This is a genomic window from Microbacterium wangyouchuni, assembly GCF_051546305.1.
In the GTDB taxonomy this organism is placed as follows: Bacteria; Actinomycetota; Actinomycetes; order Actinomycetales; family Microbacteriaceae; genus Microbacterium.
Window position 1 is genome coordinate 130,923 of sequence record NZ_JBPTMA010000004.1, and the last position, 26,835, is coordinate 157,757.

Annotated in this window: 25 protein-coding genes and 4 tRNA genes; 10 read left to right on the forward strand and 19 right to left on the reverse strand. The window is 62.8% G+C overall.

Features of this window, described 5'->3' with window-relative positions:
* Positions 1-112 precede the first annotated feature (112 nt).
* Complete coding sequence (locus ACSS7Z_RS09785) at positions 113-2,944, forward strand: aconitate hydratase (protein WP_438254448.1); 2,832 nt, start codon at positions 113-115, stop codon at positions 2,942-2,944.
* A 169-nt stretch (positions 2,945-3,113) separates the two neighbouring features.
* Positions 3,114-5,054, forward strand: a complete 1,941-nt coding sequence (gene dxs / locus ACSS7Z_RS09790) for a 1-deoxy-D-xylulose-5-phosphate synthase (RefSeq protein WP_438254450.1) — start codon at positions 3,114-3,116, stop codon at positions 5,052-5,054.
* A gap of 3 nt (positions 5,055-5,057) precedes the next feature.
* Here the strand turns inward: dxs and ACSS7Z_RS09795 are convergent, their stop codons facing one another.
* The 6 genes from ACSS7Z_RS09795 to ACSS7Z_RS09820 all read right to left on the reverse strand — a co-directional run bounded on the left by ACSS7Z_RS09795 (position 5,058) and on the right by ACSS7Z_RS09820 (position 11,527).
* Complete coding sequence (locus tag ACSS7Z_RS09795) at positions 5,058-5,585, reverse strand: hypothetical protein (protein WP_438254451.1); 528 nt, start codon at positions 5,583-5,585, stop codon at positions 5,058-5,060.
* On the reverse strand, positions 5,582-6,259 hold the full coding sequence (locus tag ACSS7Z_RS09800) for a TetR/AcrR family transcriptional regulator (RefSeq protein ID WP_438254452.1): 678 nt from the start codon (positions 6,257-6,259) through the stop codon (positions 5,582-5,584). Before ACSS7Z_RS09800 ends, ACSS7Z_RS09795 begins: the two co-directional genes overlap by 4 nt.
* A 72-nt stretch (positions 6,260-6,331) precedes the next feature.
* A complete protein-coding gene (locus ACSS7Z_RS09805) occupies positions 6,332-8,473 on the reverse strand; it encodes a 3-hydroxyacyl-CoA dehydrogenase NAD-binding domain-containing protein (protein WP_438254851.1) in 2,142 nt (713 codons plus the stop codon).
* An 8-nt stretch (positions 8,474-8,481) separates the two neighbouring features.
* The gene (locus tag ACSS7Z_RS09810; protein WP_438254453.1) at positions 8,482-9,687 is read right to left on the reverse strand and encodes a thiolase family protein; all 1,206 of its coding nucleotides are present in this window, start codon (positions 9,685-9,687) and stop codon (positions 8,482-8,484) included.
* Between the two features lie 72 nt (positions 9,688-9,759).
* Positions 9,760-10,953 (reverse strand): ribonuclease D, encoded by a 1,194-nt coding sequence (locus tag ACSS7Z_RS09815; RefSeq protein WP_438254454.1) that lies wholly within the window; start codon positions 10,951-10,953, stop codon positions 9,760-9,762.
* Positions 10,946-11,527: a DUF3000 domain-containing protein gene (locus tag ACSS7Z_RS09820; RefSeq protein ID WP_438254455.1), complete on the reverse strand. Its 582-nt coding sequence runs from the start codon at positions 11,525-11,527 to the stop codon at positions 10,946-10,948. The genes ACSS7Z_RS09815 and ACSS7Z_RS09820 overlap by 8 nt, the downstream gene beginning before the upstream one ends.
* A gap of 25 nt (positions 11,528-11,552) precedes the next feature.
* On the opposite strand from ACSS7Z_RS09820, the gene ACSS7Z_RS09825 reads away from it, so the two are divergent.
* Positions 11,553-12,707, forward strand: coding sequence for an alpha/beta hydrolase family protein (locus tag ACSS7Z_RS09825; RefSeq protein WP_438254456.1), 1,155 nt, complete (start codon positions 11,553-11,555; stop codon positions 12,705-12,707).
* Here the strand turns inward: ACSS7Z_RS09825 and ACSS7Z_RS09830 are convergent.
* Positions 12,691-13,122 (reverse strand): SufE family protein, encoded by a 432-nt coding sequence (locus tag ACSS7Z_RS09830; RefSeq protein ID WP_438254457.1) that lies wholly within the window; start codon positions 13,120-13,122, stop codon positions 12,691-12,693. The genes ACSS7Z_RS09825 and ACSS7Z_RS09830 overlap by 17 nt on opposite strands.
* Positions 13,123-13,141: 19 nt before the next feature.
* Positions 13,142-14,038, reverse strand: a complete 897-nt coding sequence (locus ACSS7Z_RS09835; protein WP_438254459.1) for a sulfurtransferase — start codon at positions 14,036-14,038, stop codon at positions 13,142-13,144.
* 131 nt (positions 14,039-14,169) lie between these two features.
* Between ACSS7Z_RS09835 and zapE the strand changes: the two genes are divergently transcribed.
* From zapE to ACSS7Z_RS09850, 3 genes are all read left to right on the forward strand, one after another.
* A complete protein-coding gene (zapE, locus tag ACSS7Z_RS09840; protein ID WP_438254461.1) occupies positions 14,170-15,222 on the forward strand; it encodes a cell division protein ZapE in 1,053 nt (350 codons plus the stop codon).
* A gap of 115 nt (positions 15,223-15,337) precedes the next feature.
* Positions 15,338-16,579, forward strand: a complete 1,242-nt coding sequence (locus tag ACSS7Z_RS09845) for an ammonium transporter (protein WP_438254463.1) — start codon at positions 15,338-15,340, stop codon at positions 16,577-16,579.
* A gap of 30 nt (positions 16,580-16,609) precedes the next feature.
* Positions 16,610-17,185 (forward strand): type II toxin-antitoxin system PemK/MazF family toxin, encoded by a 576-nt coding sequence (locus ACSS7Z_RS09850; protein ID WP_438254465.1) that lies wholly within the window; start codon positions 16,610-16,612, stop codon positions 17,183-17,185.
* Positions 17,186-17,201: 16 nt separating this feature from the next.
* Here ACSS7Z_RS09850 and ACSS7Z_RS09855 read toward each other — a convergent pair whose 3' ends face one another.
* Positions 17,202-18,356 carry an N-acetyltransferase DgcN family protein gene (locus ACSS7Z_RS09855; protein WP_438254466.1) on the reverse strand — a complete coding sequence of 385 codons (1,155 nt, stop codon included), beginning with the start codon at positions 18,354-18,356 and terminating at the stop codon, positions 17,202-17,204.
* Between the two features lie 140 nt (positions 18,357-18,496).
* Positions 18,497-19,177 (reverse strand): TetR/AcrR family transcriptional regulator, encoded by a 681-nt coding sequence (locus ACSS7Z_RS09860; RefSeq protein ID WP_438254467.1) that lies wholly within the window; start codon positions 19,175-19,177, stop codon positions 18,497-18,499.
* 75 nt (positions 19,178-19,252) lie between these two features.
* Between ACSS7Z_RS09860 and ACSS7Z_RS09865 the strand changes: the two genes are divergently transcribed.
* On the forward strand, positions 19,253-19,969 hold the full coding sequence (locus ACSS7Z_RS09865; RefSeq protein ID WP_438254469.1) for a DUF4386 domain-containing protein: 717 nt from the start codon (positions 19,253-19,255) through the stop codon (positions 19,967-19,969).
* Between the two features lie 133 nt (positions 19,970-20,102).
* On the opposite strand, the gene ACSS7Z_RS09870 is transcribed toward ACSS7Z_RS09865, so the two are convergent.
* Positions 20,103-20,178 (reverse strand) — tRNA-Val (locus tag ACSS7Z_RS09870).
* A 149-nt stretch (positions 20,179-20,327) separates the two neighbouring features.
* Between ACSS7Z_RS09870 and ACSS7Z_RS09875 the strand changes: the two genes are divergently transcribed.
* The 3 genes from ACSS7Z_RS09875 to ACSS7Z_RS09885 all read left to right on the forward strand — a co-directional run bounded on the left by ACSS7Z_RS09875 (position 20,328) and on the right by ACSS7Z_RS09885 (position 20,619).
* Positions 20,328-20,399 (forward strand) — tRNA-Gly (locus ACSS7Z_RS09875).
* A 50-nt stretch (positions 20,400-20,449) separates the two neighbouring features.
* Positions 20,450-20,520 (forward strand) — tRNA-Cys (locus ACSS7Z_RS09880).
* Between the two features lie 27 nt (positions 20,521-20,547).
* Positions 20,548-20,619, forward strand: a tRNA-Val gene (locus ACSS7Z_RS09885).
* Between the two features lie 327 nt (positions 20,620-20,946).
* Here ACSS7Z_RS09885 and ACSS7Z_RS09890 read toward each other — a convergent pair.
* From ACSS7Z_RS09890 to ACSS7Z_RS09925, 8 genes are all read right to left on the reverse strand, one after another.
* Entirely contained in the window at positions 20,947-22,395 is a 1,449-nt protein-coding gene (locus tag ACSS7Z_RS09890) for a terminase large subunit domain-containing protein (protein ID WP_438254471.1), read from the reverse strand.
* On the reverse strand, positions 22,392-22,619 hold the full coding sequence (locus tag ACSS7Z_RS09895) for a hypothetical protein (RefSeq protein ID WP_438254472.1): 228 nt from the start codon (positions 22,617-22,619) through the stop codon (positions 22,392-22,394). Before ACSS7Z_RS09895 ends, ACSS7Z_RS09890 begins: the two co-directional genes overlap by 4 nt.
* 220 nt (positions 22,620-22,839) lie before the next feature.
* Positions 22,840-23,274 (reverse strand): HNH endonuclease, encoded by a 435-nt coding sequence (locus ACSS7Z_RS09900; protein ID WP_438254474.1) that lies wholly within the window; start codon positions 23,272-23,274, stop codon positions 22,840-22,842.
* Between the two features lie 57 nt (positions 23,275-23,331).
* Entirely contained in the window at positions 23,332-24,156 is an 825-nt protein-coding gene (locus ACSS7Z_RS09905) for a hypothetical protein (protein ID WP_438254476.1), read from the reverse strand.
* On the reverse strand, positions 24,153-24,287 hold the full coding sequence (locus tag ACSS7Z_RS09910; protein WP_438254477.1) for a hypothetical protein: 135 nt from the start codon (positions 24,285-24,287) through the stop codon (positions 24,153-24,155). Before ACSS7Z_RS09910 ends, ACSS7Z_RS09905 begins: the two co-directional genes overlap by 4 nt.
* Entirely contained in the window at positions 24,284-24,547 is a 264-nt protein-coding gene (locus ACSS7Z_RS09915) for a hypothetical protein (protein ID WP_438254478.1), read from the reverse strand. Before ACSS7Z_RS09915 ends, ACSS7Z_RS09910 begins: the two co-directional genes overlap by 4 nt.
* A 175-nt stretch (positions 24,548-24,722) precedes the next feature.
* Complete coding sequence (locus ACSS7Z_RS09920; protein ID WP_438254479.1) at positions 24,723-25,376, reverse strand: hypothetical protein; 654 nt, start codon at positions 25,374-25,376, stop codon at positions 24,723-24,725.
* A gap of 126 nt (positions 25,377-25,502) precedes the next feature.
* Positions 25,503-26,804 carry an AAA family ATPase gene (locus tag ACSS7Z_RS09925; RefSeq protein WP_438254480.1) on the reverse strand — a complete coding sequence of 434 codons (1,302 nt, stop codon included), beginning with the start codon at positions 26,802-26,804 and terminating at the stop codon, positions 25,503-25,505.
* Positions 26,805-26,835: the final 31 nt, after the last annotated feature.

Sequence of the window (26,835 nt, forward strand, 5' to 3'; positions counted from 1 at the left end):
GCTGGGTGCCAATCCAGAGGACACTGTTAGGTGTGCCTTGCTGGCAGCCAGCTCCCCAGGCGAGCAAGATTGAATCGCCTGTCGCTCCCACAGATGAGAAGGAGACGGATTCGTGTCCACGGTTAACAGCTTCGGTGCTAAAAGCACCCTGACGGTCGGCAGTACCGACTATGAGATCTTCCGCGTTGACACGGTTCCGGGCTTTGACAAGCTCCCGTTCAGCCTGAAGGTACTCCTCGAGAACCTGCTTCGCACCGAGGACGGCGCGAATGTCACGAAGGCTCAGATCGAGGCTCTGGGATCGTGGGATGCCGCGGCCGAGCCCAACACTGAGATCCAGTTCTCGCCGGCCCGCGTGGTCATGCAGGACTTCACCGGCGTGCCCTGCATCGTCGATCTTGCGACCATGCGCGAGGCCGTCACCGCTCTCGGTGGCGACCCGAACAAGATCAACCCCTTGTCGCCTGCTGAAATGGTGATCGACCACTCGGTGATCGCCGACCTGTTCGGCTCCGAGAATGCTCTTGAGCGCAACGTCGAGATCGAATACGAGCGCAATGGTGAGCGTTACCAGTTCCTGCGTTGGGGTCAGACCGCGTTCAACGACTTCAAGGTCGTCCCCCCGGGAACCGGAATCGTGCACCAGGTGAACATCGAACACCTCGCCAAGGTCATCTATGACCGCACCAACGGCGGCGTGCTCCAGGCTTACCCCGACACCTGTGTCGGAACCGACTCGCACACCACCATGGTCAACGGCCTGGGTGTGCTCGGTTGGGGCGTCGGTGGCATTGAGGCCGAGGCCGCGATGCTCGGCCAGCCCGTGTCGATGCTGATCCCTCGTGTCGTGGGCTTCAAGCTCACCGGTGAGATTCCCGCCGGCGTCACCGCGACCGACGTGGTGCTGACGATCACTGACATGCTGCGCAAGCACGGCGTGGTCGGCAAGTTCGTCGAGTTCTACGGTGCCGGTGTGGCTTCCGTGCCGCTCGCCAACCGCGCCACCATTGGAAACATGAGCCCGGAGTTCGGTTCGACCGCGGCGATGTTCCCGATCGATGCTGTCACCACCGACTACCTGCGTCTCACCGGTCGCGACGAGCAGGCGATCGCTCTCGTCGAGGCCTACGCCAAGGAGCAGGGCCTGTGGCACGACGCCTCGAAGGAGCCCTCCTTCAGCGAGTACATGGAGCTCGACCTCAGCACCGTAGTGCCGTCGATCGCAGGTCCCAAGCGTCCGCAGGACCGGATCCTGCTGTCGGAGGCGAAGTCGCAGTTCGAGAAGGACATCGTCGACTACGCGCAGCCGAGCACATCGGACTCGCTGGTCGACCTGGAATCGAAGCACTCCTTCCCGGCCTCCGACCCGGGCCCCGTGCCCGGTGAGGAAGACCACGACACGCGTCCGGTGCACATCTCCAGCGGCGTCAACGGCTCGTCCAAGCCTGTTCCGGTGACCACGCCTGATGGCGAGAGCTACATTCTCGACCACGGTGCTGTCACCCTGGCCGCGATCACCTCGTGCACCAACACCTCGAACCCGTCGGTCATGATGGCCGCAGGACTTCTCGCCCGTAAGGCGCGCGAGAAGGGACTGAAGCAGAAGCCGTGGGTCAAGACCACGCTCGGCCCGGGGTCGAAGGTCGTCACCGACTACTACGAGAAGTCCGGCCTCGATAAGGACCTGGAAGGCCTCGGGTTCTACACAGTCGGCTACGGCTGCACCATCTGCATCGGTAACTCTGGTCCGCTCATCGAAGAGGTTTCGGCCGCGATCAACGATCACGACCTCGCCGTCACCGCAGTGCTCTCCGGTAACCGCAACTTCGAGGGTCGCATCAGCCCCGATGTGAAGATGAACTACCTGGCTTCGCCGCCGCTGGTAGTCGCCTACGCACTGGCGGGATCGATGCACTTCGACTTCGAGAACGACGCACTCGGCACAGACACCGAGGGCAACGACGTCTTCCTCAAGGACATCTGGCCGACCCCGGCAGAGATCCAGGAAGTCATCGACTCATCGATCTCGCGTGAGCAGTTCATCAAGCAGTACGCCACGGTCTTCGACGGTGACGAGCGCTGGACGAGCCTGCCCACCCCGACCGGCCCCATCTTCGAGTGGGACGACAAGTCGACCTACGTGCGTCGTCCTCCATACTTCGAGGGCATGACGATGGAGCTGACCCCCGTGTCAGACATTACCGGTGCGCGTGTCATGGCAACCCTGGGTGACTCGGTCACGACTGACCACATCAGCCCGGCCGGAAACATCAAGATCGGCACCCCGGCTGCGAAGTACCTCGAGGAGCACGGAGTCCGGCAGAAGGACTTCAACTCCTTCGGTTCACGCCGTGGCAACCACGAAGTGATGATCCGCGGCACGTTCGCGAACATCCGCCTGAAGAACCAGCTGGTTCGTGCCGTCAACGACGGCAACGAGATCGAGGGTGGCTTCACTCGCGACTTCACCCAGGCTGACGCACCGCAGTCGTTCATCTACGACGCCAGCCAGAACTACCAGGACGCCGGCACCCCGCTGGTGATCTTCGGTGGCAAGGAATACGGTTCGGGATCGTCGCGCGACTGGGCTGCGAAGGGCACCAGTCTGCTGGGCGTCAAAGCCGTCATCACCGAGAGCTTCGAGCGCATTCACCGCTCGAACCTGATCGGCATGGGCGTCGTCCCGTTGCAGTTCCCCGCTGGCGAGAGCTGGGAATCGCTGGGTCTCGACGGCACCGAGATCGTCTCGATCACGGGCCTGGAAGAGCTCAACAACGGCACCACGCCGAAGACGGTGCGGGTCACGGCTACGCCGAGCGAGCACTCGCCTGAGGGTAAGCAGCCGGTGGAATTCGACGCGGTCGTTCGCATCGACACCCCCGGTGAGGCGGACTACTACCGCAACGGTGGAATTCTGCAGTACGTGCTGCGTTCGCTGGTCTGATCAGCGTTTGTCGAAGGGGCTCGGATCGTATGATCTGGGCCCCTTTCGCGTACTCGGCAGGAACGTGGGGGTGCCTGTTCACCGAAGATTCTCTGCCGAGCGCGGTAAGATTCCCGTTGGAGTGTTCGCTCGCTCAGGAGCGTCGCGCGGAGTCGATGAGGAGGTGCAGATGCCCATTCTTCCGAGCATCTCAGGACCCCGGGATCTAGATGGATTGTCTCTCGATCAGCTCGATGATCTGGCCGCAGAGATTCGCACATTCCTGGTCGACAACGTTTCGCGCACCGGCGGCCATCTCGGGCCGAACCTCGGCGTGGTGGAACTGACGATCGCGCTGCATCGGGTCTTTTCTTCACCGGATGACCCCTTCGTCTTCGATACCGGGCATCAGTCCTACGTGCACAAGATTCTCACCGGCCGCCAAGACTTCTCGAATCTGCGTGTTCGCGGCGGCTTGGCCGGTTACCCGCAGCGCAGCGAGAGCGCGCATGATGTGGTCGAGTCCTCTCACGCTTCCAGTTCACTCAGCTGGGCGGATGGCATCTCACGGGCGCTGACAGCCACAGGTCGTGCAGATCGCCATGTGGTGGCGATCGTCGGCGACGGCGCACTCACCGGCGGTATGACCTGGGAAGCGCTCAACAACATCTCCGACGATAACGACCGCAACCTCGTCATCGTCGTCAACGACAACGGCCGATCCTATGCGCCGACCATCGGCGGTATGTCCCGATATCTCAACCGCGTGCGCACGGCGGCCACTTACCGCAATCTGCACCGCAAATCAGATCGATTGTTCCGCGCCTTCGGCCCTGTTGGACGTGCGCTCTTCCGCGGCGTTCGCGGTGGCACGCATGGCTTTCTTTCACGGTTCACCAACAACGCGGCCCTGTATTCGAACCTCGACATTAAGTACCTCGGACCCGTCGACGGGCACGACCTTCCCGCGCTGATCGAGACCATGGAGCAGGCGAAGTCTTACGGCGCGCCGGTGATCGTGCACGTCATCACGGAGAAGGGCCGGGGCTATCAGCCGGCGCGTGACGACGAAGCAGATCAGTTCCACGCCGTTGGGCGCATCGATCCGGCGACGGGGGAGACACTCTCCTCGAGTGGTCAGGGCTGGACGGATGTCTTCTCCGATGCCCTCGTCAAAGTCGGTGAACGCGATCCGCAAGTGATCGCGATGACCGCCGCGATGTTGCGTCCGACCGGCCTTGCCGCATTCGCCGAGCGCTTTCCCGACCGTGTGTATGACGTGGGGATCGCTGAGCAGCACGCGGTGACAGCGGCAGCGGGCCTCGCCTATGGCGGCCTGCATCCGGTAGTCGCTATGTACGCGACCTTCATGGGGCGCGCGTTCGATCAGGTGCTCATGGATGTCGGCCTGCACCGGGCCGGAGTGACCTTCGTGCTCGATCGCGCCGGAATCACGGGACCGGACGGCCCGAGCCATCACGGCATGTGGGACCTCGCAATGCTGCAGATCGTGCCACACATCCGGATTGCTGCCCCCAGAGACGCTGTGCGGCTGCGTGAAGCGTTGGAAGAGGCTGTCGCCGTCAACGATGCCCCGACGGTCATTCGATTCCCCAAGGGGACTTTGGTGCCCGAATTGCCTGCGTTGGAGCGGCTCACCGACGGCGTCGATGTGCTCAGCCGTGGTGAGGGCGAGGACGTGCTGCTTGTCGGCATCGGGCCATTCGCTGCGCTAGCCATGGATGTTTCCGCGCGGCTGCGAGCGCAGGGGATTGGTGCGACGGTGATCGATCCGCGCTGGGCTATCCCCGTGCAGCCCTCGGTGATCGAACTCGCAGCCCAGCACCGGCTGGTGATCACCCTGGAGGACGGCATCCGTGTCGGCGGCATCGGCACCAGGGTCCGCCAGGTTCTGCGTGAAGCGGGTATTGACACCGCTGTTGACGAGCTGGGGCTGCCTGATGAGTTCCTCGACCACGCGTCACGCGAGGAGATCCTCGCCGACGCCGGTCTCACGGCTTCGAAGATCGCTCAGGATATCGTCGCGCAAGTCTTGGGAACGCGTATCCCCATGGCGCGAAACGCCGGCGAGACCGGCGCGATCGATCTTCCGCTGCACGAACGGCGCTGAGTCCTAGACAGCTGCGTCGTGGCGTGCAGCGGGCGCACGGTGACGGGGGACGCGCTTGTGACGCCTTGCTGTCCAGGCCCAGCCTGACACAACACTGAGGGCGCACATTGTGGCCACCATCGCGGGGAACCACGTCGAGAAGACGTAGGCGAAGCTACCGCGGGTGATGAGCACACCTGCGCTGAGGACGACAAAGCCCAGCAGCACACCGAAGGCCGTGTACACGGCGACGTGCACGATGATTCGTGGGCTTCGTGCCAGACGTCGCGCAATCAGTCGCAGGATGGGCGCCGCGATGAGCGTGACGACGGCTGATACCGCGCCACCGACCGGGACCCCGAACATCAAGTACAGCGTGATCATCGCCAGAGGCGGGCCCCACGGGAGGCCGGAGTTCAGCACCGCCGTCACGATGAGCATCGAGACGAGCAGAAGCATGAACGAGATCCATGCGGCGAACGCGCCCTGACGAAACTCCCCGTCAGTGAACGCCATCGGCTCTTCAACGGTCCGTGGGGAGACTTCGGTCATGTTCGCACCTCGCCGATCAGGGTCAGCAGCTCGCTCGTCGCCTTGCGGATTCCTGGGACTCTGGCGAACGGAAGCGCGAGCGCCAGAGTCCGCAGCCCGCTATCGAGCAGACGCCTCGTGCTGCGCTGCCCAGGGGTGCTGTCGTACGTCCACCGCAGTACGAGCGCAAGATAGGCAACGAACAGGGCCTGCGGCATCCGCCCTGCGATCTCTTCCGGGAGTCGATGCTGCGCGCCGGAGACAGCCGACCGAAACAGATTCAGCGTCATCGCGCGCGCGGGCCCGGACTCATCGGCAAGCGGGTTGAGCGGAGAGTCCGGAGGGATCATCGCAGTCAGGAATCCCGGCGCGACGTGCTGGTAGGGGAGTACTGCGCTCAGGCCCGTCTCGAACACGATCCGCAGGCGGTCGACGAGCCCAGGAACCCCTTCGAGCTGAGGAAGCGCGAGAGCGGCATGTTCTCGCTGGACGCGGACGTAGAGCTCCTGCACCAGATGGGTTTTGGACGGGAAGTAGTAGTACGCGTTGCCGACAGAGACGCCTGCTGCCTCAGCAATCGCGCGCATCGTCGTGTCGGCGTAGCCGTTCTTGATGAACGAAGTGATTGCAGCATCCCGGATCTTCACCCGGGTGCGTTCGCTCTTTTTGACGGGGCCCTCGTCCTTTTCGAACATGTTCAAAACATAGCAGGAAAGAGGGGGCGCATCCGAAGATGCGCCCCCTCTTTCCTGCTGACGAGTACTAGCTCAGCTCCCGATCCCGCGGATCGGCGGGTTATGGAAGGTGCCGCCGAACACCCGCTCCGATGCGCCCTCTCGGTCCAGGTACGGCGAAGCACCGCCATCGATGAAGGGCCAACCGGCGCCCAGGATCAGGCAGAGGTCGATGTCCTCGACCTCGGGCACGACGCCCTCATCGAGCATAAGTTTGATCTCCTGCGCGAGGCCGTCCTGCACGCGGGTGAGGATCGTCTCGGCCGATGCCGGGGCCGAACCCACAGCGCCCTTGAGTGCCTTCTCCGCCGCCTTGGTCCAGCCGGTGACACGCCCGCCCTTGTCCTTCTCCACGACCTTGTCAAGCTCTGCCAGAGCGTGGAAGTTGTCGTTGGCGTAGAACCGATCGGGGAAGTGCCGGACCATCGTGTCCTGCACGTGGGCTGCGACCTTCCAACCGACGAGGTCGATGAGTTGGAATGGGCCCATGGGAAGACCGAGCGGTCCGAAGGCCTTCTCGACGTCGGCGATCGGTGTTCCCTCGTAGACTGCCCGTGCCGCCTCGCCCATGACCTTCGCCAGGAGCCGGTTCACGACGAAGCCCGGAGCATCGGCGGTGAGCACTGCGCTCTTGCCGAGTCCCTTCGCCACGACGAAGGCTGTCGCCAGCGTCTGCTCATCGGTGCCCGGCGTCTTCACGATCTCGATGAGCGGCATGACCGCGACCGGGTTGAAGAAGTGGAATCCAACCAACCGCTCCGGGTGGGCGAGTTTGGCTCCGATCTCCTCGACCGACAGCGACGAAGTGTTCGTCGCCAGGATCGCGTCATCGGCGATGATCTTCTCGATGTCGCCGAACACCTGCTGCTTCACGCCGACCTCTTCGAACACCGCCTCGATGACGAAGTCGCAGTCCGCATACTCGCTCTTGTCGACTGTGCCATGAATCAGACCGCGCAGCTTGTTCGCACTGTCGGAGTCGAGCCGGCCCTTGGCCTCAAGTTTGCCGATTTCCTCATTGATGTACGCCAGGCCCTTGTCGACACGTGCCTGGTCGATGTCCGTGATCAGCACCGGCACCTGCAGCCTGCGCACGAAAAGCAGCGCGAACTGGCTGGCCATGAGACCAGCGCCGATGATGCCGACCTTCGTAACCTTCTTGGCGAGAGCCTTGTCCGGCGCTCCAACCGGACGTTTCGCACGCTTCTGCACGAGATCGAACGCATACATGGATGCCGCGAACTGGTCGCCGGAGACGAGATCGGCAAGCGCCTCATCTTCGCGCGCGAAGCCTTCGGCTTTGGTACCGCTCTTCGCCTTGTCGAGCAGGTCGAGCGCGACATAGGGCGAGCGCGGCATCGTGCCGATCTTCGATTCCAGCATCCCGCGTGCCATCTTGATGGCAATTGGCCACTTCGTCAGGCGCTCGAGCTTTCCCGGCTCATTCTTGCGCTCCACCTTCTTGCCGCTGAGTACCTCATCCGCCCAGGCGAGCGAGTTCTCGAGGTAGTTAGCGGCCGGGAAGATGGCATCCATAATCCCGAGGTCGAATGCCTGCTGCGGCTTGAGCATCCGGTTCTGCTTGAGCGGATTCGAGATCACGACCTCAAGGGCGTTCTCGATGCCGATGAGGTTCGGAAGCAGGTAGGCACCGCCCCAACCGGGAATGATGCCGAGGAATACCTCTGGCAGCGCGACCGCCGCGGCCGAAGCATCCACCGTGCGGTACGTCGAGTTCAGCGCGATCTCGAGCCCACCACCCAGCGCGAGCCCGTTGACGAAGGCGAACGAGGGAACACCGAGTTCGCTGAGCGAGCCGATGACCTTGTGGCCGAGCTGCGCGATCAAGCGCGCGTCATCGGTGGATGTGACCTTCGAGATATCCGAGAGATCTGCACCAGCAGCGAGGATGTACTGCTTGCCGGTGATGCCGACAGCATGGATCTCGCCAGCCGCTGCGCGCGCTTTGAGCCCGGCGAGTGTTTCACCCAGTTCGGTGAGGGTTGCTGGTCCGAGCGTATTCGGCCTGGTGTGATCGCGGCCGTTGTCGAGGGTGATCAACGCCATCACCTTGCCAGAGGCGAGGCGAATGTCGCTGACCGGCGAATGCGTGATGACCTCGTCGCCGGCGAGGGCGAGAATGGGAGAGAAATCGATCTTGTCGTAGTCGGTCATGTTCGTACTCACTTTCGCTTCTTGCCGTCGTAGTACGGGTTCTCCCAGATGACGCTGCCGCCCTGGCCCAGGCCGACGCACATGGCGGTGAGACCGTAACGCACGTCCGGACGTTCGGCGAACTGCGCGGCGAGTTGGATCATCAGTCGCACACCGGATGCTGCGAGGGGGTGACCGAGCGCGATAGCCCCGCCCCACTGGTTCACACGGGGGTCGTCATCCGCGATGCCGAAGTGATCGAGCAGCGAGATGACCTGGATGGCAAATGCTTCGTTCAGTTCGAACAGACCGATGTCGGCGATCGTGAGTCCGGCCTTCTTCAACGCCTTCTCCGTCGAGGGGATCGGGCCGATGCCCATGATCTCCGGCTGCACGCCGGCGAATGCGAACGACACCATCTTCATCTTCGGCTTCAGACCGAATTCCTTCACTGCGCCGCCACCGGCCAGTAGCGACATCGTCGCTCCATCGGTCAGCGGCGAAGAGGTGCCGGCGGTCACTCGACCATGCGGTCGGAAAGGAGTCTTGAGAGCCGCGAGATCATCCATCGTGGTCTGCGGGCGACGGCCCTCGTCCTCGCTGGCCAACCCCCAAGCGCCGTCGGCGCCCTTGATAGCAACCGGTACGAGATCCGGCTGGATCTTCCCGGCGTCATATGCGGCCTGCACCTTGTGCTGGCTCAGCATCCCGAACCGGTCAGAGCGCTCCTTGGTCAGGTGCGGGAAGCGATCGAAGATGCGCTCCGCGGTCACGCCCATGTTCAGTGCGCCCGGGTCGACCATCTTCTCCGCGACGAAACGCGGGTTCGGGTCGGCATTGGCGCCGATGGGGTGGTGCCCCATGTGCTCGACGCCGCCGGCGATCGCGAAGTCGTACATGCCGATGCCGATCGAGCCGGCCATGGTCGTGACACTGGTCATGGCGCCGGCGCACATGCGCTCAACGGCAAGGCCAGGCACGGTGTTGGGCAGACCCGCAAGAATTGCCACGGAGCGACCGAGCGTGAGCCCCTGGTCGCCGGTCTGTGATGTCGCGGCGATGGCCACATCGTCGATGCGGTCTGCCGGAACGTCGGCGTTGCGCTCCATGAGCCCGATCGTCGCCTTCACGGCGAGGTCGTCTGCGCGGGTGTTCCAGTACATGCCTTTTTCGCCAGCGCGCCCGAACGGGGTGCGCATGCCATCGACGAAGAAGACGTCCGAGATCTCGGCCACTCTGCCTCCAAGGTTGGGTTTCATCTCAGCCTAGGAGCCAGCAGGGGCCCGCGGGAATCGGTTGGGTTGAACCTACGACTCAGGGGCGACGGCCGGTTCTGGCAATTGCGTAGCTTCTACAAAGGCATCCGCAATCTTCTGTGCAGTCTGATCAATCTGCCAGGGCCGGGCACCGAGCTTCGCCAGCGAATCAGCGACGGCTTCTGCGGTCGGCTCTGGCGGTGTCCAGGCTAGACGCCGCAGCGTGTCGGGCTTGAGAAGATTCTCGGTGGGCATCGCGAGTTCCTCGGCGAGTGCCTCTACAGCGGGCCGCGCGTGCTTCAGCCGGCTATCGGCTTCGGGGTTGCGATCAACCCACGCCCGTGCCGGCGGAAGCGCATCGGTACTCACTCGCAACCGCGGAAGCAGTTCGGTCTCACGCCCGCGCACGATCGCCTGCCACCACCGGTCCAGCTGTGAGCGGCTGGCCCGTCCGGTGAAGTTCTGCACACTCGCGAGCGCCTGTTTGCTCTGCGGGTTCGCCAGGACAGCCGCGACCAAGGAACGATCCGGTACGAGGCGGCCCGGGGCGGTGTCCTGTTGTTGGGCGTACTCCTCGCGGGACTCCCACAGGGAGCGGGCGATGGCAAGGCCGCGTGCACCCTTGACCTGGTGCAAGCCGCTCAGACGGCGCCATGGGTCCTCTCGTGGCGGACGAGGCGGCTGCGCGAGGGTTGCCGCGAACTCTTGGCGGGCGAACTCGGTCTTCTGCTGCTCGTCGAGTTCGGCTGCGATCGCGTCGCGGACATCGACCAGATGAAGAACATCGAGAGCTGCGTAGTCGAGCCAGCTGTCCGGCAGCGGTCTCGTCGACCAGTCTGCGGCGGAATGCTCCTTCTTCAGCGTGATTCCGAGGGTGTCCTCGACAACGGCGGCGAGGCCGACATGATCGTGTCCGAGCAGGCGAGCAGCCAACTCGGTGTCGAAGATGGTCGCCGGTTCCAAGGCGAGCTCGCGCAGCGAGGGGAGATCTTGGCTGGCGGCGTGGAAGACCCATTCGATGTCGCCGATCGCCTGCTGCAGTGCGCTGAAGTCACCGACTGCTGGCGGGTCGAACAGGAACACGCCGGCATCGCGCCGAAACACCTGAACGAGATAGGCGCGTTGCGAATAGCGGAATCCGGAGGCTCGCTCGACATCGACGGCAACGGGGCCGGTGCCGTCGGAGAGCAGCGCGCATGCCGCCTCGAATTCGATCGGATCGTCGATGACGGAGTACTCAGTCACGACCTGCCTTTCGTGCGCCGAACACGGCGATGTTCTCAGAACCGGGAGGAAGCCCGGCGAGCATGCCGACCAGTTCGGCCCATGCCTCTACGTGCGGCCGGAATGGTTCCTCCGGCGTCCAAGACGAGCGTAGTTCGATCTGCGCTCCGTCGCCTTCCGCAGCCAGACCGCCGAACCCCTTCGACAGGGTCTTCGTCGACGTTCCGGACGCGGAATGGTAATCAGCGCTGTGCGATTCCAGGGCATCGACCAGCCACGACCACGTGACATCGGCCAGCAGCGGGTCAGTGCCGATCTCGGGTTCGAGCGGAGCCTGTGCGAACGTGATCACACGCCAGGCACCATCCCAGGCATTCGGCTCGTCGGGGTCGTACAACAGGATGAAGCGTCCGGTGCCGTAGAGCGAGTCGCCGGTGTCATCGGGGCGTACGTCTGCAGCGAGCGCGATTGAGTATGGCGCAAGCCCCTGCGGGGAAGGAATCTCCCGCACCACGATGTCATCGCGGAACACCGTGTCGCGCAGCTCAGCTGCGGCACGTTCGAATTGCGCTCCGTCATCGGGATGTGCGGTCACGGCAACAGGCTAGAGTCAGGAAGCGATGAAGAGTCTCAGGCACGCCGTTGCACTGGTGGTACCCGCGATTGTCGCCCTCGGTGCTGCAGTGCTGTTTTTCGTGTTCGCGATCGCTCGAAAGGTCGTGACGCCGGCTGCTCGCGCCGCAGATGTCGAGATCCTCGCCGTTGATACCGGCGCGCAGACGATCGAACTGAGCCGCACCGCAGACACGGAGCTCCCGGGCCGGTACGGTCTGTTCACGACCGGGACCACCGGATATGTGAAGCTCGGCGCCGTGCTCAGCTCTGACACGAAACGCGTGCGCAGAAAACTGCTGACGCAGGTCGATACCGGCGCACGCATCGATCGTGCTGCCGCGTTCAGCGGCTGGTATTACTCGACGCCAGGAGAGTTGCATCTGCCGTGGGAGTCGGTGCTCATCGGGACACCCGCGGGGCCCTGCCCGGCCTGGCTGTTCCCCGCCCAATCGGACACCTGGGTCGTCCAGATTCACGGGCGCGGTGTGACGCGGGCGGAGTGCCTGCGCGCGGTGCCGGTGTTTCACTCGATGGGATTGCCGAATCTTGTCGTCTCGTATCGAAATGACGGTGAGGCGCCGCGCAGTCGCGGTGGCGCTTATTCGCTCGGAGCATCCGAATGGCGTGATGTGGATGCGGCGATCGGTTATGCGCTGCGTCACGGCGCCCAGCGGATCATCCTGGTGGGATGGTCGATGGGCGGCGCGATCGCATTGCAGACACTCATGTCATCTGCGCACCGTGAGCAGATTGTCGGTGTTGTGCTGGAGTCACCAGTTGTCGACTGGCGCACGGTGCTGCGATTTCAAGCACGCGAGTCTGGCTATCGCGATCCGCTGCCGACGTTGGCGATGAACGCCCTGTCTTCGCCGGTGACCGCGCGCCTCAGCGGTGCGGACGAGCCGATCGCCTTCGATCGGCTCGATATGGTCGCTCGAGCGGATGAACTGAATGTGCCGATTCTGGTGCTGCACAGCGAGGACGACGGTTTCGTCCCGATCGATGCATCACGCGCTCTGGCTGAAGCCCGCCCGGACATCGTCACAATGCCGCCGTTCGCCGTCGCACGACACACCAAGCTGTGGAATTACGATCAGATCAGCTGGACGACTGCGATCACCGAGTGGATGAGCGCGAACCACTTCACCGCTTCTCAGTGACCTGCCGCTTCACGCGCATCAGCATCCCGGTCATTCCGCCGATGCGCAGGGGGGACACCGCCCTGGTCAGACCGATCGTCTGCGGGTAGTCGTTGGGGATCGCAAGGACTGCGTCGGCGGTCAGTCCGGTGATGCCCTGAGCCAGGATGCTGGCGAATCCGCGAGTCGTCGGCGCCTCGGGCGGCGCGGTCGCATGCATCGTCACGATGTCGTCGACGATCTCGACGTTGATGAACACAGGGGACTGGCACTCGGCGACGCGCTCGTACATCTCCGGATGCTCCCGCAGAGCTGCGGGGACATCGGGAAGCTCGTTCGCGAACTCGAGCAGCAGCTCGAGGCGCTCGGACTCTGCGAGCTCGAGGAATTCGCCGCGAATCTCGGCGAGAGTGTCAGGGGCCGGAGTGTCAGTCATCCCTGTGATTCTGCCACGTTCAGAGGGACCCGGGCTCGCTTCCGGTCACGATCGGCACGCGCACGGCGCTGCCCCATTCTGTCCACGAGCCGTCGTAGTTGCGCACGTTTGTGAAGCCAAGCAGGTGGTTCAACACGAACCAGCTGTGGCTGGAGCGCTCTCCGATGCGGCAGTACGCGATCACATCATCGCCGACCTGGAGGCCTGCGCCATCGAGATAGATGGCGTCGAGCTCGGCACGTGTCTTGAACCCGCCGTCCTCGGCGACAGCGCGAGCCCAGGGCACGCTCTGCGCCGTCGGGATGTGGCCGGCGCGAAGTGCGCCCTCCTCGGGGTATGCGGGCATGGTCGTGCGCTCACCGCTGTACTCCTCGGGCGAGCGTACGTCGATGAGGGGGCCGTTGCCGATGAACGCGACGACCTCATCCTTGTAAGCGCGCAGCGCCGAGTCGTCGCGTTCGATGACCGGGTAGTCGGTCGTGGGACGCGCTGTCTTGTCCGTGGTGAGTTCGCGGCCCTCGGCGATCCACTTGTCGCGTCCCCCATCGAGTAGTCGTACATCTTCGTGCCCGAACAGCGAGAAGACCCAGAGCGCGTACGCCGCCCACCAGTTGTTCTTGTCGCCGTAGATCACGATCGTGTCATCGCGTGAGATCCCCTTGCGGCTGAGCAGCTGCGCAAAGCCTTCACCGTCGACGTAGTCACGCACGACAGGGTCGTTCAACTCGGTGTGCCAGTCAACTTTCACGGCGCCCGGGATATGACCGGTCTCATACAGCAGCACGTCTTCGTCGGACTCCACGACGACGAGGCCGGGGGTACCCAGATTCGCGGCCAGCCACTCGGTGCTGACGAGTCGGCCAGGTTCGGAGTACTCGGCGAACTTCGCGGATGAAGAATCGAACTCGATGGTCACAGGGCGCTCCTCGATGGATATGCAGGGCAGGGTTCACGTGATGACGGCGTAGTGTTGAGCCGTCCCCTTCGACGATAGATCGCTTTAGTCTGCTCTGGACGCGTTCTGTCAGACTTCGACACAGGAAACCCATGCCCGCCACTTCCGTTCCGCACGCCGTGCACCTCACCGACCGCCAGCCACAGGTCAGCGGCCCGGAGATGCTGGCAAGCCTGGTACCGCCTCCGCAGTTCGACAACGCGACTTTCGAGAGCTACCGATCGGATGCCGCATATCCGTCTCAGGCCGAAGCCAAGGCTCTACTGGAACGATTTGCCGGGCGTGGTGCGCCGGTCAAACGCGGCGGGCTCTTCAGCCGCGCGAAGAAGGAACCGCAACTAAAACCGGGCGTGTACCTGGACGGCGGCTTCGGTGTCGGCAAGACCCATCTGCTGGCATCGATCTACCATGCGCTTCCTGCACGCAGAAAGTACTTCGGCTCGTTCATCGAATACACCGCTCTGGTCGGTGCGTTGGGTTACAAGAACACGGTCGACCTGCTGCGCGGCGCCGACCTGATCTGCATCGACGAGTTCGAACTCGACGATCCCGGCGACACGATGGTGATGACCCGGCTGCTGGGTGAACTGGTGCCCACCGGCACCCGGCTGGCGGCGACCTCGAACACGCCGCCCAATGCGCTGGGAGAAGGACGCTTCGCCGCACAGGACTTTCTCCGCGAGATTCATGCGATGTCCAGCAGCTTCGAGACGATCCGCATCGACGGCGTCGATTTCCGCCAGCGCGCGCTGGACGGGAACGCTGTGACATTCACGGTGCAGGACTACGAGCAGCGGATCACTGCCGAAGCGGCTGCAGGCGTAGCATCCGATGATCTTTTTGACGACGTCATCCGCCACCTCGCCAAGGTGCATCCCTCGCGCTACATCCGCTTGATCGATGACCTCTCCGTTGTCGGCATCCGAGATGTGCGCGTGCTGACCGATCAGTCTGAGGCGTTGCGTTTCGTGGCGTTCATCGACCGGGTCTACGACGCCCAGATTCCGGTGGTTGCCACAGGCCTGAGTCTGGATCAGGTGTTCTCCGAGGAGATGCTCGGCGGCGGATATCGCAAGAAGTATCTCCGTGCGATTTCTCGACTCAACGCGCTGACGCATTCTGCGCGTGAAGTCAGCTCCGTGTAACGCGATGGTTACACGGGCATCTCAGCTGTAACCGCGGAGAAACACTCGACGTATCTTGCGGAAACGGGGTCTCGTCACACTGAAGTCTCAATTACTTCGGATGTGAGGTTTCCCAATGGATGCTCCCGGCAATATCTCGTGGGGGATAACCGCCACGGCACTGGTTCTGCTGATGACCCCAGGGGTCGCGTTCTTCTATGGCGGTCTCGTCAAAGCGAAGAGCGTCGTCAGCATGATGATGATGAGCTTCGGCTCGATCGGGCTCGTCGCAGTCCTGTGGATTCTGTTCGGCTATTCGATGAGTGCCGTCGACAGCCCGGGCCAGTTCGCCGGTAACCCGTTCGCCGACTTCGGTCTGGCGTCGCTGTCGGCAGGCGAAGGATCAAACGTCGCGCTGCTCAGCGTTGCCTACGGCGCCACATTCGCGATCATCACGGTGGCACTGATATCCGGCGCCATCGCCGACCGTGCGAAGTTCGGAAGCTGGCTGATCTTCGCCGGCATCTTTGCCACGGTCGGATACTTTCCCATCGCAGCGTGGGTATGGGGCGGCGGCTGGGTGATGGAGCTCGGCGCAACGCTCTTCGGCGCGGACAGCGGTATCGAGGTCATCGACTACGCCGGTGGAACCGCCGTGCACATCAATGCCGGCGCGGCAGCTCTGGCTCTGGCGCTCGTTCTCGGCAAACGGATCGGTTTTCAAAAGGGCATCCTCAAGCCCCACAACGTGCCGCTCACACTGCTGGGGGCAGCACTGCTGTGGTTCGGCTGGTTCGGTTTCAACGCCGGCGCCGAGTGGACCGCTGAAGACATGGGTGGAGTCGGCCTCATCGGCCTGAACACCATGGGGGCTACTGCCGCGGCAATTCTTGGTTGGATTCTCATCGAACGGATCAAAGACGGCAAGGCCACGTCTGTGGGCGCGGCATCCGGCGCTGTTGCGGGTCTGGTCGCCATCACCCCGGCGTGCGCGAATCTGACTCCGGGGTGGTCGCTGCTGCTGGGAGCGCTGTCGGGAATCGCCTGTGCGCTGGCAGTGGAAATGAAGTTCCGCTTCGGGTTCGACGACTCCTTGGACGTGGTTGGCATCCACCTGGTCGGCGGCCTGCTCGGCACCGTGTACCTGGGGCTGTTCGCCACTGAGCAGGGACTGTTCGTGGGTGGTGATGGCCGGCTGCTGGCTGTGCAGGTGATCGCGGCGCTGGGCGTATTGATCTACTCCTTCGTCGTGGCGTTCATCATCGGAACGGTGATCCAGAAGACGATCGGTTTCCGAATCACGAATGAAGACGAGATCGCCGGGGTCGACTCGGTCGTGCACGGTGAGGAGGGCTACGCGCTCGTCGACGCCAGGTGACGATCTACGGGTGATCGATAGGGTGGCTGGGTGAGTTCTTCCCGCAGCTTTCTCGGTCAGATTGCGGATCTGGCCCTCAAGTCACTGGCATCCGTTCTGTCCCGGTCCTCGAAGCGAGGATCGGGACAGAGCCGTGGATCGACCGCAAGCCCGACGCCGCCGTCGTCGCGGTCCGAGTATGGGCGCGAACACGGTACGGAGACGATCCGGATCGATCCGGAGAGCGCCCCGCACCTGCGAGTCGATTATTCTCCGAAGCGCGACGGCGCACCGGATGCTGGCGAGGTGATCTGGACCTGGGTGCCGTATGAGGAGAACGACGGGCGTGGAAAGGACCGTCCGGTTCTCGTGATCGGCCGAGTCTCACCTGATCGCGTCTACGCCGTGCGGATGACGAGCAAGGCGCACGAGCGCGATCGTGACTATCTGTCGATCGGAAGCGGAGGCTGGGACTCGCAGGGTCGTGAGTCCTGGGTCGATATCGAGCAGCTGTACAGCGTGCACGAGGACGGAATGCGGCGTGAAGCCGCCGTTCTCGATCGAAGAAGGTACGACAGAGTGGCGGCGGCGCTGATCGCGCGTTACGGCTGGGCCCACGGCCGTTGAGCGATCCCCACGTGCCTCACACGCGCTGAATGGGGAGCGCCCGGGAAAGCTCAGGGAAGGCTTGCAGCACCATGTCGACCAGGAGACTCAGCGGCCGAGTCAGCGGGTCGGTTGCCGGCACTGCGAGGTCCAGTTCGATCTCATCGATCGCCGCGGTGATCTGGGCGTCGGTGAGATTCTCGTGGTTGACGGTTACGCCGATCACCCGGGTGTCAGCGAACGCTTCGATGAGGGCGACTTCGCTGGCGATATCGGGCATGGGCATCATCGGGAAGTCGCCGAGCACCTGCCGGCCCGGCGCATGCTGAACGATCACCCCTGCAGGGCGGCTACCACGCAGGATGTGCGCTGAGGTCAGGTAGGCGGGGTGGCTGAGGGCGCCCTGGCCCTCCACGATGATGATGTCGGGATCTTCGCCCTCGAAGGCGCGGACGACCTGGTTCTCGACCTCCCCGGAGCAGAACTGCGGGACGAGAGCGTCGAGTGCGACACCGTAACGGCCGCCCTGGATGATCGTGGTCTGACCGGTGCCGACCATGACCGCGCGGATGCCGTGGTCCTGAAGTGCCTTGACGAGCAGGGTCGCTGTCGTGCGTTTTCCGATGGCGCCATCGGTGCCGAGGATGGCGATCCGTGGGCAGGTGACGTCGAAGATGCGCCCGGAGAACAGGTGCAGGTCCTTCTTGTCCTTCGGGCGGCGCACGTCAGTGATGGTGACGCCGGACACGAGCGCAGCCGCGACGAACTCAGCATCGTCGTTGAGGAACTCGTGAAGTCCGTTGATGATGTGCATGCCGTGGGCGATGCCATCCAAGAGCACCACGCGCTGGGCGGGGGAGAGGAGCCCGTTGGCGGGTGCGACTCCGCAGATCAGGTAGTCCGGAGTGCGACCGGCGTGTGCCATGGCCTCCGGAAGGCTGGACAGGATCGGGATTCCGTTGGCTGTGCCATCGAGGTAGGCGCCGGAATCTGCTCCCGCATGGCGACTATCGATCACACTGAGGATCTCGTACTTCTCGGAGTGGCGGACGAGACCGTTGGCCGTCTTACCGTCCTGCTCGCCGAATTGACCCTCGCAGTAAACGATCGCGGACGAACCGACCGGAAGTGTTGGGACGGCACCTGACGTGCGATCTGCTTGTGTATCGACGGAATGGCTAAACGGGTACACGAAAATCGGGTCTCCTTGGGCTCATCCAGAGGAGGCGACGGAGAACGAAATGGCTGACTGCGGCCCGTTGGTCGACAAGAAGTCTTCCCTGATGTCGGCAAGATGCCGACGCTTGTCACCGTAGCAGTGAAATCTGCAGGTCAGCCGGGGAACGTGATACCTGTCTCGTGGAGACGCTCGAAGGCGTCGAGGAGTAAGTCGAGGGCGAACTCAAACTCGAAGTCTTCGTCGCACCCCGGGCCGTCGAGATCGCCGCCTGAGGTGGCGAGAGCAATCGCGAGGATGTTCGGGTAGGCGCGGCCAACGTGCTGCACGAGTGCCGCGCGCTCTTCCGGGTCGTCGGGTAGGGGGAACGCATTCGGGTCTTCGAAGGCTTCGGGGCTGAAACCCCAGATGCGGTGGCCGAGTGCGTGCATGACGTGGTGGGTGAGGTTGGGTGAGAAGCCGCCGCGTATGAAACTGCCGGAGAGCGAGTCCATGTAGGCGAGTACCGCGTGCGTCCGCTTGGTTCGGGTCTCGAAGACGCGTCTGGCCCACGGGTGGCGTAGCAAGACTGTGCGCGCGGAAAGTATGCGGCGGCGTACCTCCTGCTTCCAGCCGCCGCCTGGTGTGGGCGTTTCGTACTCGGCTATGAGCACATCGATCATGCCGCTGAGTAGGTCTTCCTTGCTCGAGACATGCTTGTACAGGGCCATCGGTACGACGCCGAATCGGGCGGCGAGGCCGCGCATGGTCACGGCATCGATGCCCTCAGCATCGGCGAGGGTCACCGCTTCGCGAAGCGTGCGATCTCGGGTAACCGCTTCGCGCTGCATTGACATGGTGTACAGGGTACACCTATGCTCATTCGCGAGCGAGGTGTACGCCGTACACTCGCCGCGATTCGAGAGGAACCCATGTCTAACTCACGGCGCGTTGCCCTGACTGCCGGCACCCTGTATCTGCTCACGGTCGTCGTCTCAATTCCTGCGCTCGCGCTGAAGGAACCCACGCTCACCGATCCAGGCGTCCTTGCCGCCGCTGGCGGTGAAATTGCGATGCTGTGGTCGGTGCTGCTCGAGATCGTGCTCGTCGTAGCCTGCATTGGCACGGCGGTCGTGCTCTACCCGGTCATCCGTCGGTACGGTGAAGCGGCGTCGCTGGGCTTCGTCGCCGCGCGCATTACCGAGGGCGTGATCATCCTCATCGGCATAATCGGGATGCTTTCACTCATCACAATCCATCGAATTACGCCAGATTCGAGCGCGCTGGGCATCGTGGATGCCGCGCTCGTCTCCGTTCACGACTGGTCGTTCCTCCTGGGGCCGGGTCTTATCCCTGCAGCCAACGCCCTTCTGCTCGGCAGTGTGCTCTATCGGTCGCGCCTCGTGCCGCGCCTTCTGCCGGTTATCGGGTTTATTGGCGCTGGGCTACTCACCGCATCTTTTCTCGGAACAGTGTTCGGAGTTTTCGACCAAGTCTCGCTCTTCGCTGGTCTTGCGGCACTCCCGATCGCGGCCTGGGAGATCGGACTTGGCTTGTGGCTCGTGCTCAAGGGGTTCCGGACTCCGGCGAGGGTGACAGACGGTCCCAATGCTCCCCGTCCCCGCGTCGAACAAGGAGGCGGCCTTTGACCCGCAGGTCAATGCCGCGGCGCTGGGTTACGAGCCCTGACCGCGTGCGCGAAGACATGCGGGTATCGTGCGCGCGTACACAGACAATTGCTTGCCAGTAGCCAGAGTTTCGGCCCTGACGAGGTTTCTTATGTGGTGGGCGATACCGGACTCGAACCGATGACCTCTTCCGTGTGAAGGAAGCGCGCTACCAACTGCGCCAATCGCCCATAACCTGTGTGGTCGAAAATCGATACTACCGGAACCAGAGGAGCGGATCTGACCAGAACGCGAGACACGCGCGAGATCCGTGTCGAGTTTTACACCTCGCGAATCCTCGGCTATTGTTTTACAAGTGCCCGGTCAGCCGGAACACAACGCGGATGTAGCGCAGTGGTAGCGCATCACCTTGCCAAGGTGAGGGTCGCGAGTTCGAATCTCGTCATCCGCTCGAATGTACAAATCTCCTCGGAGAAATATACATGTGGGAATCCACCTCACGGTGGCGTGGCCGAGCGGCTAGGCACCGGCCTGCAAAGCCGTTTACACGGGTTCGAATCCCGTCGCCACCTCACGGCACAACTGAATAGCCTGTATAGGCGCGATTGGCGCAGCGGTAGCGCGCTTCCCTGACACGGAAGAGGTCACTGGTTCGATCCCAGTATCGCGCACTCTATAACCCCCGGAATCACGGGGGTTTTTGCGTATCCGGGGGAGCGCGTGCAATATGCGTGCAATAGCGGAAGTCACCCGGCGCTAGCATTCTCAGATGGACGGACTACCAGACCCGATCACCTGCCCAGATGATGGCATCCTCCTGCGCGACGGCGCAACAGGGCTCGAATGCCCACTGTGCGGCCATGTAGAGCCTTATGCGGCGACAGAACGGCCCGCGGGGGTGGATGGCACGCCTGGGATACACGGCGGTTAGACGCGCTCCTGTGCGTTAACGCAAAAAGGCGGGGCCAGCAGTCCGAAGACCACCAGCCCCGCCAATTTCATTTAAGGATCAAGCCCCGCGAACCATTACCCGGCTTCGATACGCGCTGATCTCGCAGCACCCGCAACGCCAAAGCGCCGGCGATCAAAGGTGACACGTCGGCCCCGTTGATGCCGACCAGCTTCCAACCCTTGCCGTCGTCGAACGTTGAACGGGTAGCACCAGCAGCAGCCGCATCCAACCGCGGATCGGCGTGCAGCAGCTTGCCCTCACGCACCGTGCGCACCAGCCCGTCACACGCCAACGTCAGATCACGGGACGTCACCGGGACAACACGCCGCTTATCCCCACCGTCACGGATGCCAACGTGTCGCAGATCCGCCGTCAGATCACCTGTACGGATCGGATCAAACGTGGCAATGACACGCGGGGACGACCTCTTGATCTTCGCCAACGCGTCGGCAACCCATGCGAGGCCCGGTGCGGCATCCAGAACAACCAAACTGGCCTGCCCGTCACGATGCAACACCGCCTCAATCAGCGTCGTCATCTCCGCGTTGTACGTGCAATCGATACCGATCACACGGGCCGTCTCGAGACGCTTCGGGAACACGGACACGTAACCCTGTACCCACTCGGCCTCCGACAGTGCCAACGCCTTATCGCCAGACTTGCCCCACTCGCCCAGACGCTCACGACGGAACACGTCAGGCCGACCCTGCAACGCATTCCACTCGTCGCGGATCTTATCTTCCATGACGATCGCACCCAAGCTCGGATTCGTTCGAGCCCAAACCTTCGGGTCATCCGGTCGATCATCCGGCTCACAAGACCACTCCGACCACGACAAGCGATCGTCGCCACCAGAGTATGCCGCGGCCCTCGTGTCATTGAACATCTCACCGCGTGCGTCATACGGCGGCGTACCGAACATGAGTAGCTGCGTGCGGAGATCCCGTTGCCCAGACATGACCGGCAACATGGCACCAGCAGCAAGCATGGTGAACTCCTGCGCCTCATCGACGATGATCGTCGTGAAGCCGAGGCCGCGCGTTGCCGACTTCGAACGTGCCGAATAACGGACCCTCGCCCCATTCACGAACTCGATCGTCTCCCGACCGGTCGCCTGGTGCACCTTGGCAACCTTCGTGCTGATACCAGGATTCGACTCGAGGAGCGCTTTGAACCGGTGGAAAGCCTCGATCATCGTCTGCGAATGGTGCGCCGTCCACAACACCTTCTCGCCCAACAGGACAGTCTTGGCGAGCACAACAGCCTCGATAACAACACCCTTGCCCGACTGTCTCGGGACGGCGCACGCATGACGGACCGCAGCCCATTCGCCGGCCACAGTCAGCCCGAGGATGCGGCGCACCTGCTCCTCCTGCCACGGCAACAGCACAATGCCGGCGAGCTTCGCTAGGGCGATGGCATCCTCGGCCGTCGAGTAGTCGTCAACCTCAGGAACAACCTCGAACGTCGGGGTCTGATTACCTACCAGAGTCATCGTGCACCTCGCTTCGTGCGAGCCTGCAGAAGATCGTCAACGGGGCTTTCGGCGGCACCACCCTGCAGTGACCGGAGAGCGGCCTCAATGTCGAGCAAACAACGCGCCAGAGTGCCGGTTTCTCTCGCGGAATCCGTCTCATCCAGCCGTGCCGCGACAATCAGACGCAACGCACGCAGACGCTTACCCGCGTCATCCTCATGCAACTCGATCGCGCGGACCATGCTCCTTGGACTAGCCATATTGAACCTCAATTCGTTGTATCCACAGACGCCCGTTTAAGCGCCTGGAAAGTCGTTCTAAGACACCTACAGCACAAAGCCCACAGAGGGCCGCACAGAGGCTCCTAGACCCCTCCTTGGCGGTGCAGAGCCCCGACGGGTAACGCTAATGCCGAGGGAGGCCGCTTAGACCCCCCTCCCCAGGGTCGGGGGCCCGTCGTGTTCATCCGGCTGTGAAGGTGTGTGTCTTTGTTCGTGTGCCTGGTAGTGCGTGGCCGGGGAGTCGTGGTCCGGTGCCGGTGTTGGGTGTCCAGTGTCCGGCGACTGCGACTGGTTTGGTCTTGCGTGTGGTGGTTGCGCCTTTCGCGCCAGCGGATCTATTGCAGGCTGAGTGGGATGGGGCGGCGTTCTCGAGGGTGTCTTTCCCGCCTGCTGCGTGTGGGGTGAGGTGGTCTACGTCGAGTGCGAGGGGTCGGGGTTGGCCGACGAGCCAGTACTCCCCCCGGGCCCTCGCTTCTGCATCTGCCTGTCGCTGTTCTCTGTAGTCGATGGGGCCTAGGCGTCCTCGGCAGAGGTGGCATGGCGTGTTGGCTGCTCGGCCTTGTGCTCGTACTTTCCGGGCGATGCGTCGCCATGCGGTGGTTGCTGTTCTGCTCACGATGACCTCCTAGTGCAGAAGGGGCCGGTCTGAGTGGTAGACCGGCCCCGGGGTTTGTTAGTTGGCGAGTTCCTGCATTGCCATCGCGTACGGTGCGAACGTGTCGGTGCGCTTGGATGCTGCTACTGCGGCGATGTGGCGCGGGTCGTCGCTGTCCTCGTAGTCCTCGGGGTCGAAGTGGGCGGGACTGCCACCGCTTCCCACGATTGGTGCGGGCTCACGGAACGGCTGGTAGTCGTCGAGGTTGGGTGCCTGGATGGTTGCTCCGGTTGCGAGGATTGCGACCCAGCGGTGTTCGTCAGTCCATGCCGTCCAGACCTTGCGGCGGTGTGCACCGTTGCGATCGATGACGAGTCCCATTTGTGCGGACTGTGGGGTTACGTGAATGCCGGTGAGGCGTGCTGCGGCCTGCAGTGCGCCGAAGAGCCGGTTGAGCTCGAGGGTGAGTGCGTTACCGTCCATCCATGCTTTCTGGATCTTCTGGCTGGCACCGACGAGGATCGCGCCGTCTGCTGCGGGGGACTGGATGCTCGCGGCCTCATCGAACTTAATCGCGGCGGCGTTGAACTCGGCTTGGAACTTCTCGTAAGCGTCGCGGCCGGAGATCTTCACTTCGGCTGCGATCTTGATATCGATGACCTGTCGTGCCCGGATGAGTGCAGCACCGCGGATGCTCGCGGGGTACTGGGTCTCAGCGATTGCGAGTTCCTCGAGGAGTGCAATATCGCCTTCACCGCTAACGACGGCTTCGGCCAAGCGCACGGATGCTGGTACGCGCTCGGTGGCGACGTATGCGTTCCAACGCTCCTCGATCTCTTCATGGCGCTTGGTGAGTGTTGCGCCGTTGTTCTGGATGGTCTGGATGTCTGCCTGAATGCTCATTCGGTTTCTCCTTGGTTTAGTGCTGCGTTGATTGCTGCGGCGAATGCGTCAGCGGTTGTTGTGGTTTGCGTTGCGGTGTTTTCTTCCGCACGTTGGTTGAGCCAGTCCTGTAGGGCGTCGTTTATGCTCATGACGTTTCCTCTTCTCGGATGGTTATGAGTAGTCGGTCGCCGGCTGGCCTGATTGATATCTGATATCCGGCATCTCTCAGGTTCAGGAAGTCGTCAAAGACCTGTTCGTCAAGGAATTGCGGGCGTGCTATCCAAAGCCAGTTGCCGTTGTCGTTTTCTACGATTCGTGGCAGGCCCGCCCATTTGATGTATCCGGGGCCGAGTACGTCACGGACGCCCGCGTGTTCTTCGGGCCATCCGAGGGTGATTTCTCGCCTCATTCGTTCTCCTTGTTCTTTCGGTTACATTCGTCACACGCGTTTTTCCACTTGCCGTCGTAGATGGATGTCCAACCGGCTCGATGCGCGGCGGATGTCAGCTCGGAGTGTGATCCGCGTGCCCCGAGGTCGAACACGGATTCGTCGCAGTGGTCGCACAGCACGACCGACCTCACAGTCATGCGAGCCTCCAGAACTTGCCTGCGAGGTCAGCCCAGACCATTCCGGCGATGCCGCCTGGTACGTCGCCTACAGGCTTGGTGGCCATTGCAGGGATTCGGATCGTGCCGTCCGTGAGGTACATGGAGACACCTGCGCCGCCCGTGTTGAACGACAGGGCTCCGGGGCCGGCGTTGATGTTCGCAGCGCCCAGCAAGATGCGCGGGTCACTGTAGGAACTATCGAGAACAACGTCACCGCCCGCACCTTGGATGGTGATCTTGCCACCGCCGTTGACCGTGGCGCTTCCCGTTTGGGTATAGTCGCCATCGATATCGCCAGGCCCGTTGAGGTGCCAGGGTCCGTTCTGTGTGAACGTGCCGACTGACGTGACGTTGCCGGTGATGGTCACATCGCCCGTGATCGTGCCGTCACCCTCGAGCTCCCAGGGGCCGGTGACGGTGAATGATCCGGTGACGGTGGTTGTTCCGTCGATATCCAGCGTGCCGACGATTTCGACCTTGCCACCGGAGTCCACACGCAGCAGACCGCCGATGAAACGCATACGGCCATCTGTGATGGATGAGTTTTCGAGCTGGATGCCGGATCGTAGCCGGCGTACTTCTGATTGCAGTTCTCGGATCTGTGAGAACGCATCTGACAGGTCAGGCATGGTTAGTTCCTCGCTTCTTCATTGCTTGCATTAGCGGGCAGGTGTCGTCGTGGAAGATCTGTGCGACTTGCATGTGCGGCTGGATCTCCACTAGCCGCACTTCGGCTACGCAGTCAGGGCAAGCGCTCATGCGGTCACCGCCGCATCTGCACGGTGGTTTGCGTGGGCTGTGTCGCTGGTGTCGCAGTAGTCGAGGTTGATCATCCCGACCGGCTCAGCACAGACCGGGCAGAACCCATCGTTCTCATAGTTCTCACGTTCTGAGAGGTGAGAACCTTGAGAACCTTGAGGCTCACGCGGCGTCGAAGGTGTCACGAAGGTGCCCAAGGTGTCGCCCTTCTGAGAGGTGGCACCTTGGGCACCTTCGGTGACGCCTTCGTGGACGATCGCCCAAACCCAGCCGGCACCGAACCCTGACTTCTGCGATTCGATCCGTGGGTTACGGCAACGGCGGCGGGCATTCTTGATGTCCGTATCAGTGAACCCAGCAGCACGCCCCGCCTTGAGGACATCTCCCGCTGCGGCCTCGAACGCTTCCCGGCCGTTGAAGTAGTCGAGGAGAAACGCTTGCGCCGCGTTGCGTTCATCGCTCACGCCTTCGGTTTCGCTCGGCATCCGGTTGATGATGTCGCTCACCGAGATGTCGGTTTCTCCGAGATATTCGACGGCACCGACTGACGTGATCTCTCCGTCAGCAGCCGCGACATCGGTGGATACTAGGTTGAACGCGAATGATGCGCCACGCTCTTTCGAGTAGTTCGACTTGTCGACGGTCACGATGCGCTGTTCTGTTTCGTCGTCCGTTGCGAATAGCAGCAGTGAGCGCACAACGTCCCGGAACCCGTGCGACCCGGACAGCTTGTTCGATGCGTTGCCGGTGCCCTTGTTGAAGTGCATGATCCCGATAACCGCGATGTCGAGTTCCTGCGCGAGTGCTGCGAGTGGGTCGAGTGCGCGGCGTACGTCAGCGACCTTGTACAGATCCCCGCCGATGGTGGAGGTGATCGGGTCGATGATCAACAGTCGTGCGTCCGTGTCGGTGATTGCCTGACGAATCAGGTTTAGATCCATCGGCAGTGCAGGGACTGTCTCGGCGGTGACTTCATCCACGGTCGTTTCGACAGACAGCCGGAACACGTTGTCGAGGCTGGCACCGGCACCGACTAGCCGGGGGTTCATGACCGTTCCCCAGTCGTCCTCGTGCGAGATGATGAGGATGTTTGAACCAATGCCGCGTAGGTCACCTTCCAGCTCGCCCTTGATAGCGAGTGCGGAGAGGTACAGTGCGAACGTGGATTTACCCTCACCGCCGTGCCCAGCAAAGATTGTTGCGGTTCCCATCGGCACGCGGTCTTGCCAGAACCAGCGTTGCCGTCGTATCGGGATTTGGCTTGCCGGCGTGAGTAGCAGTTGACGAGCGTCAGTCATGCTGCGGCCTCCTTCGTTGTGGGTTGCGCGT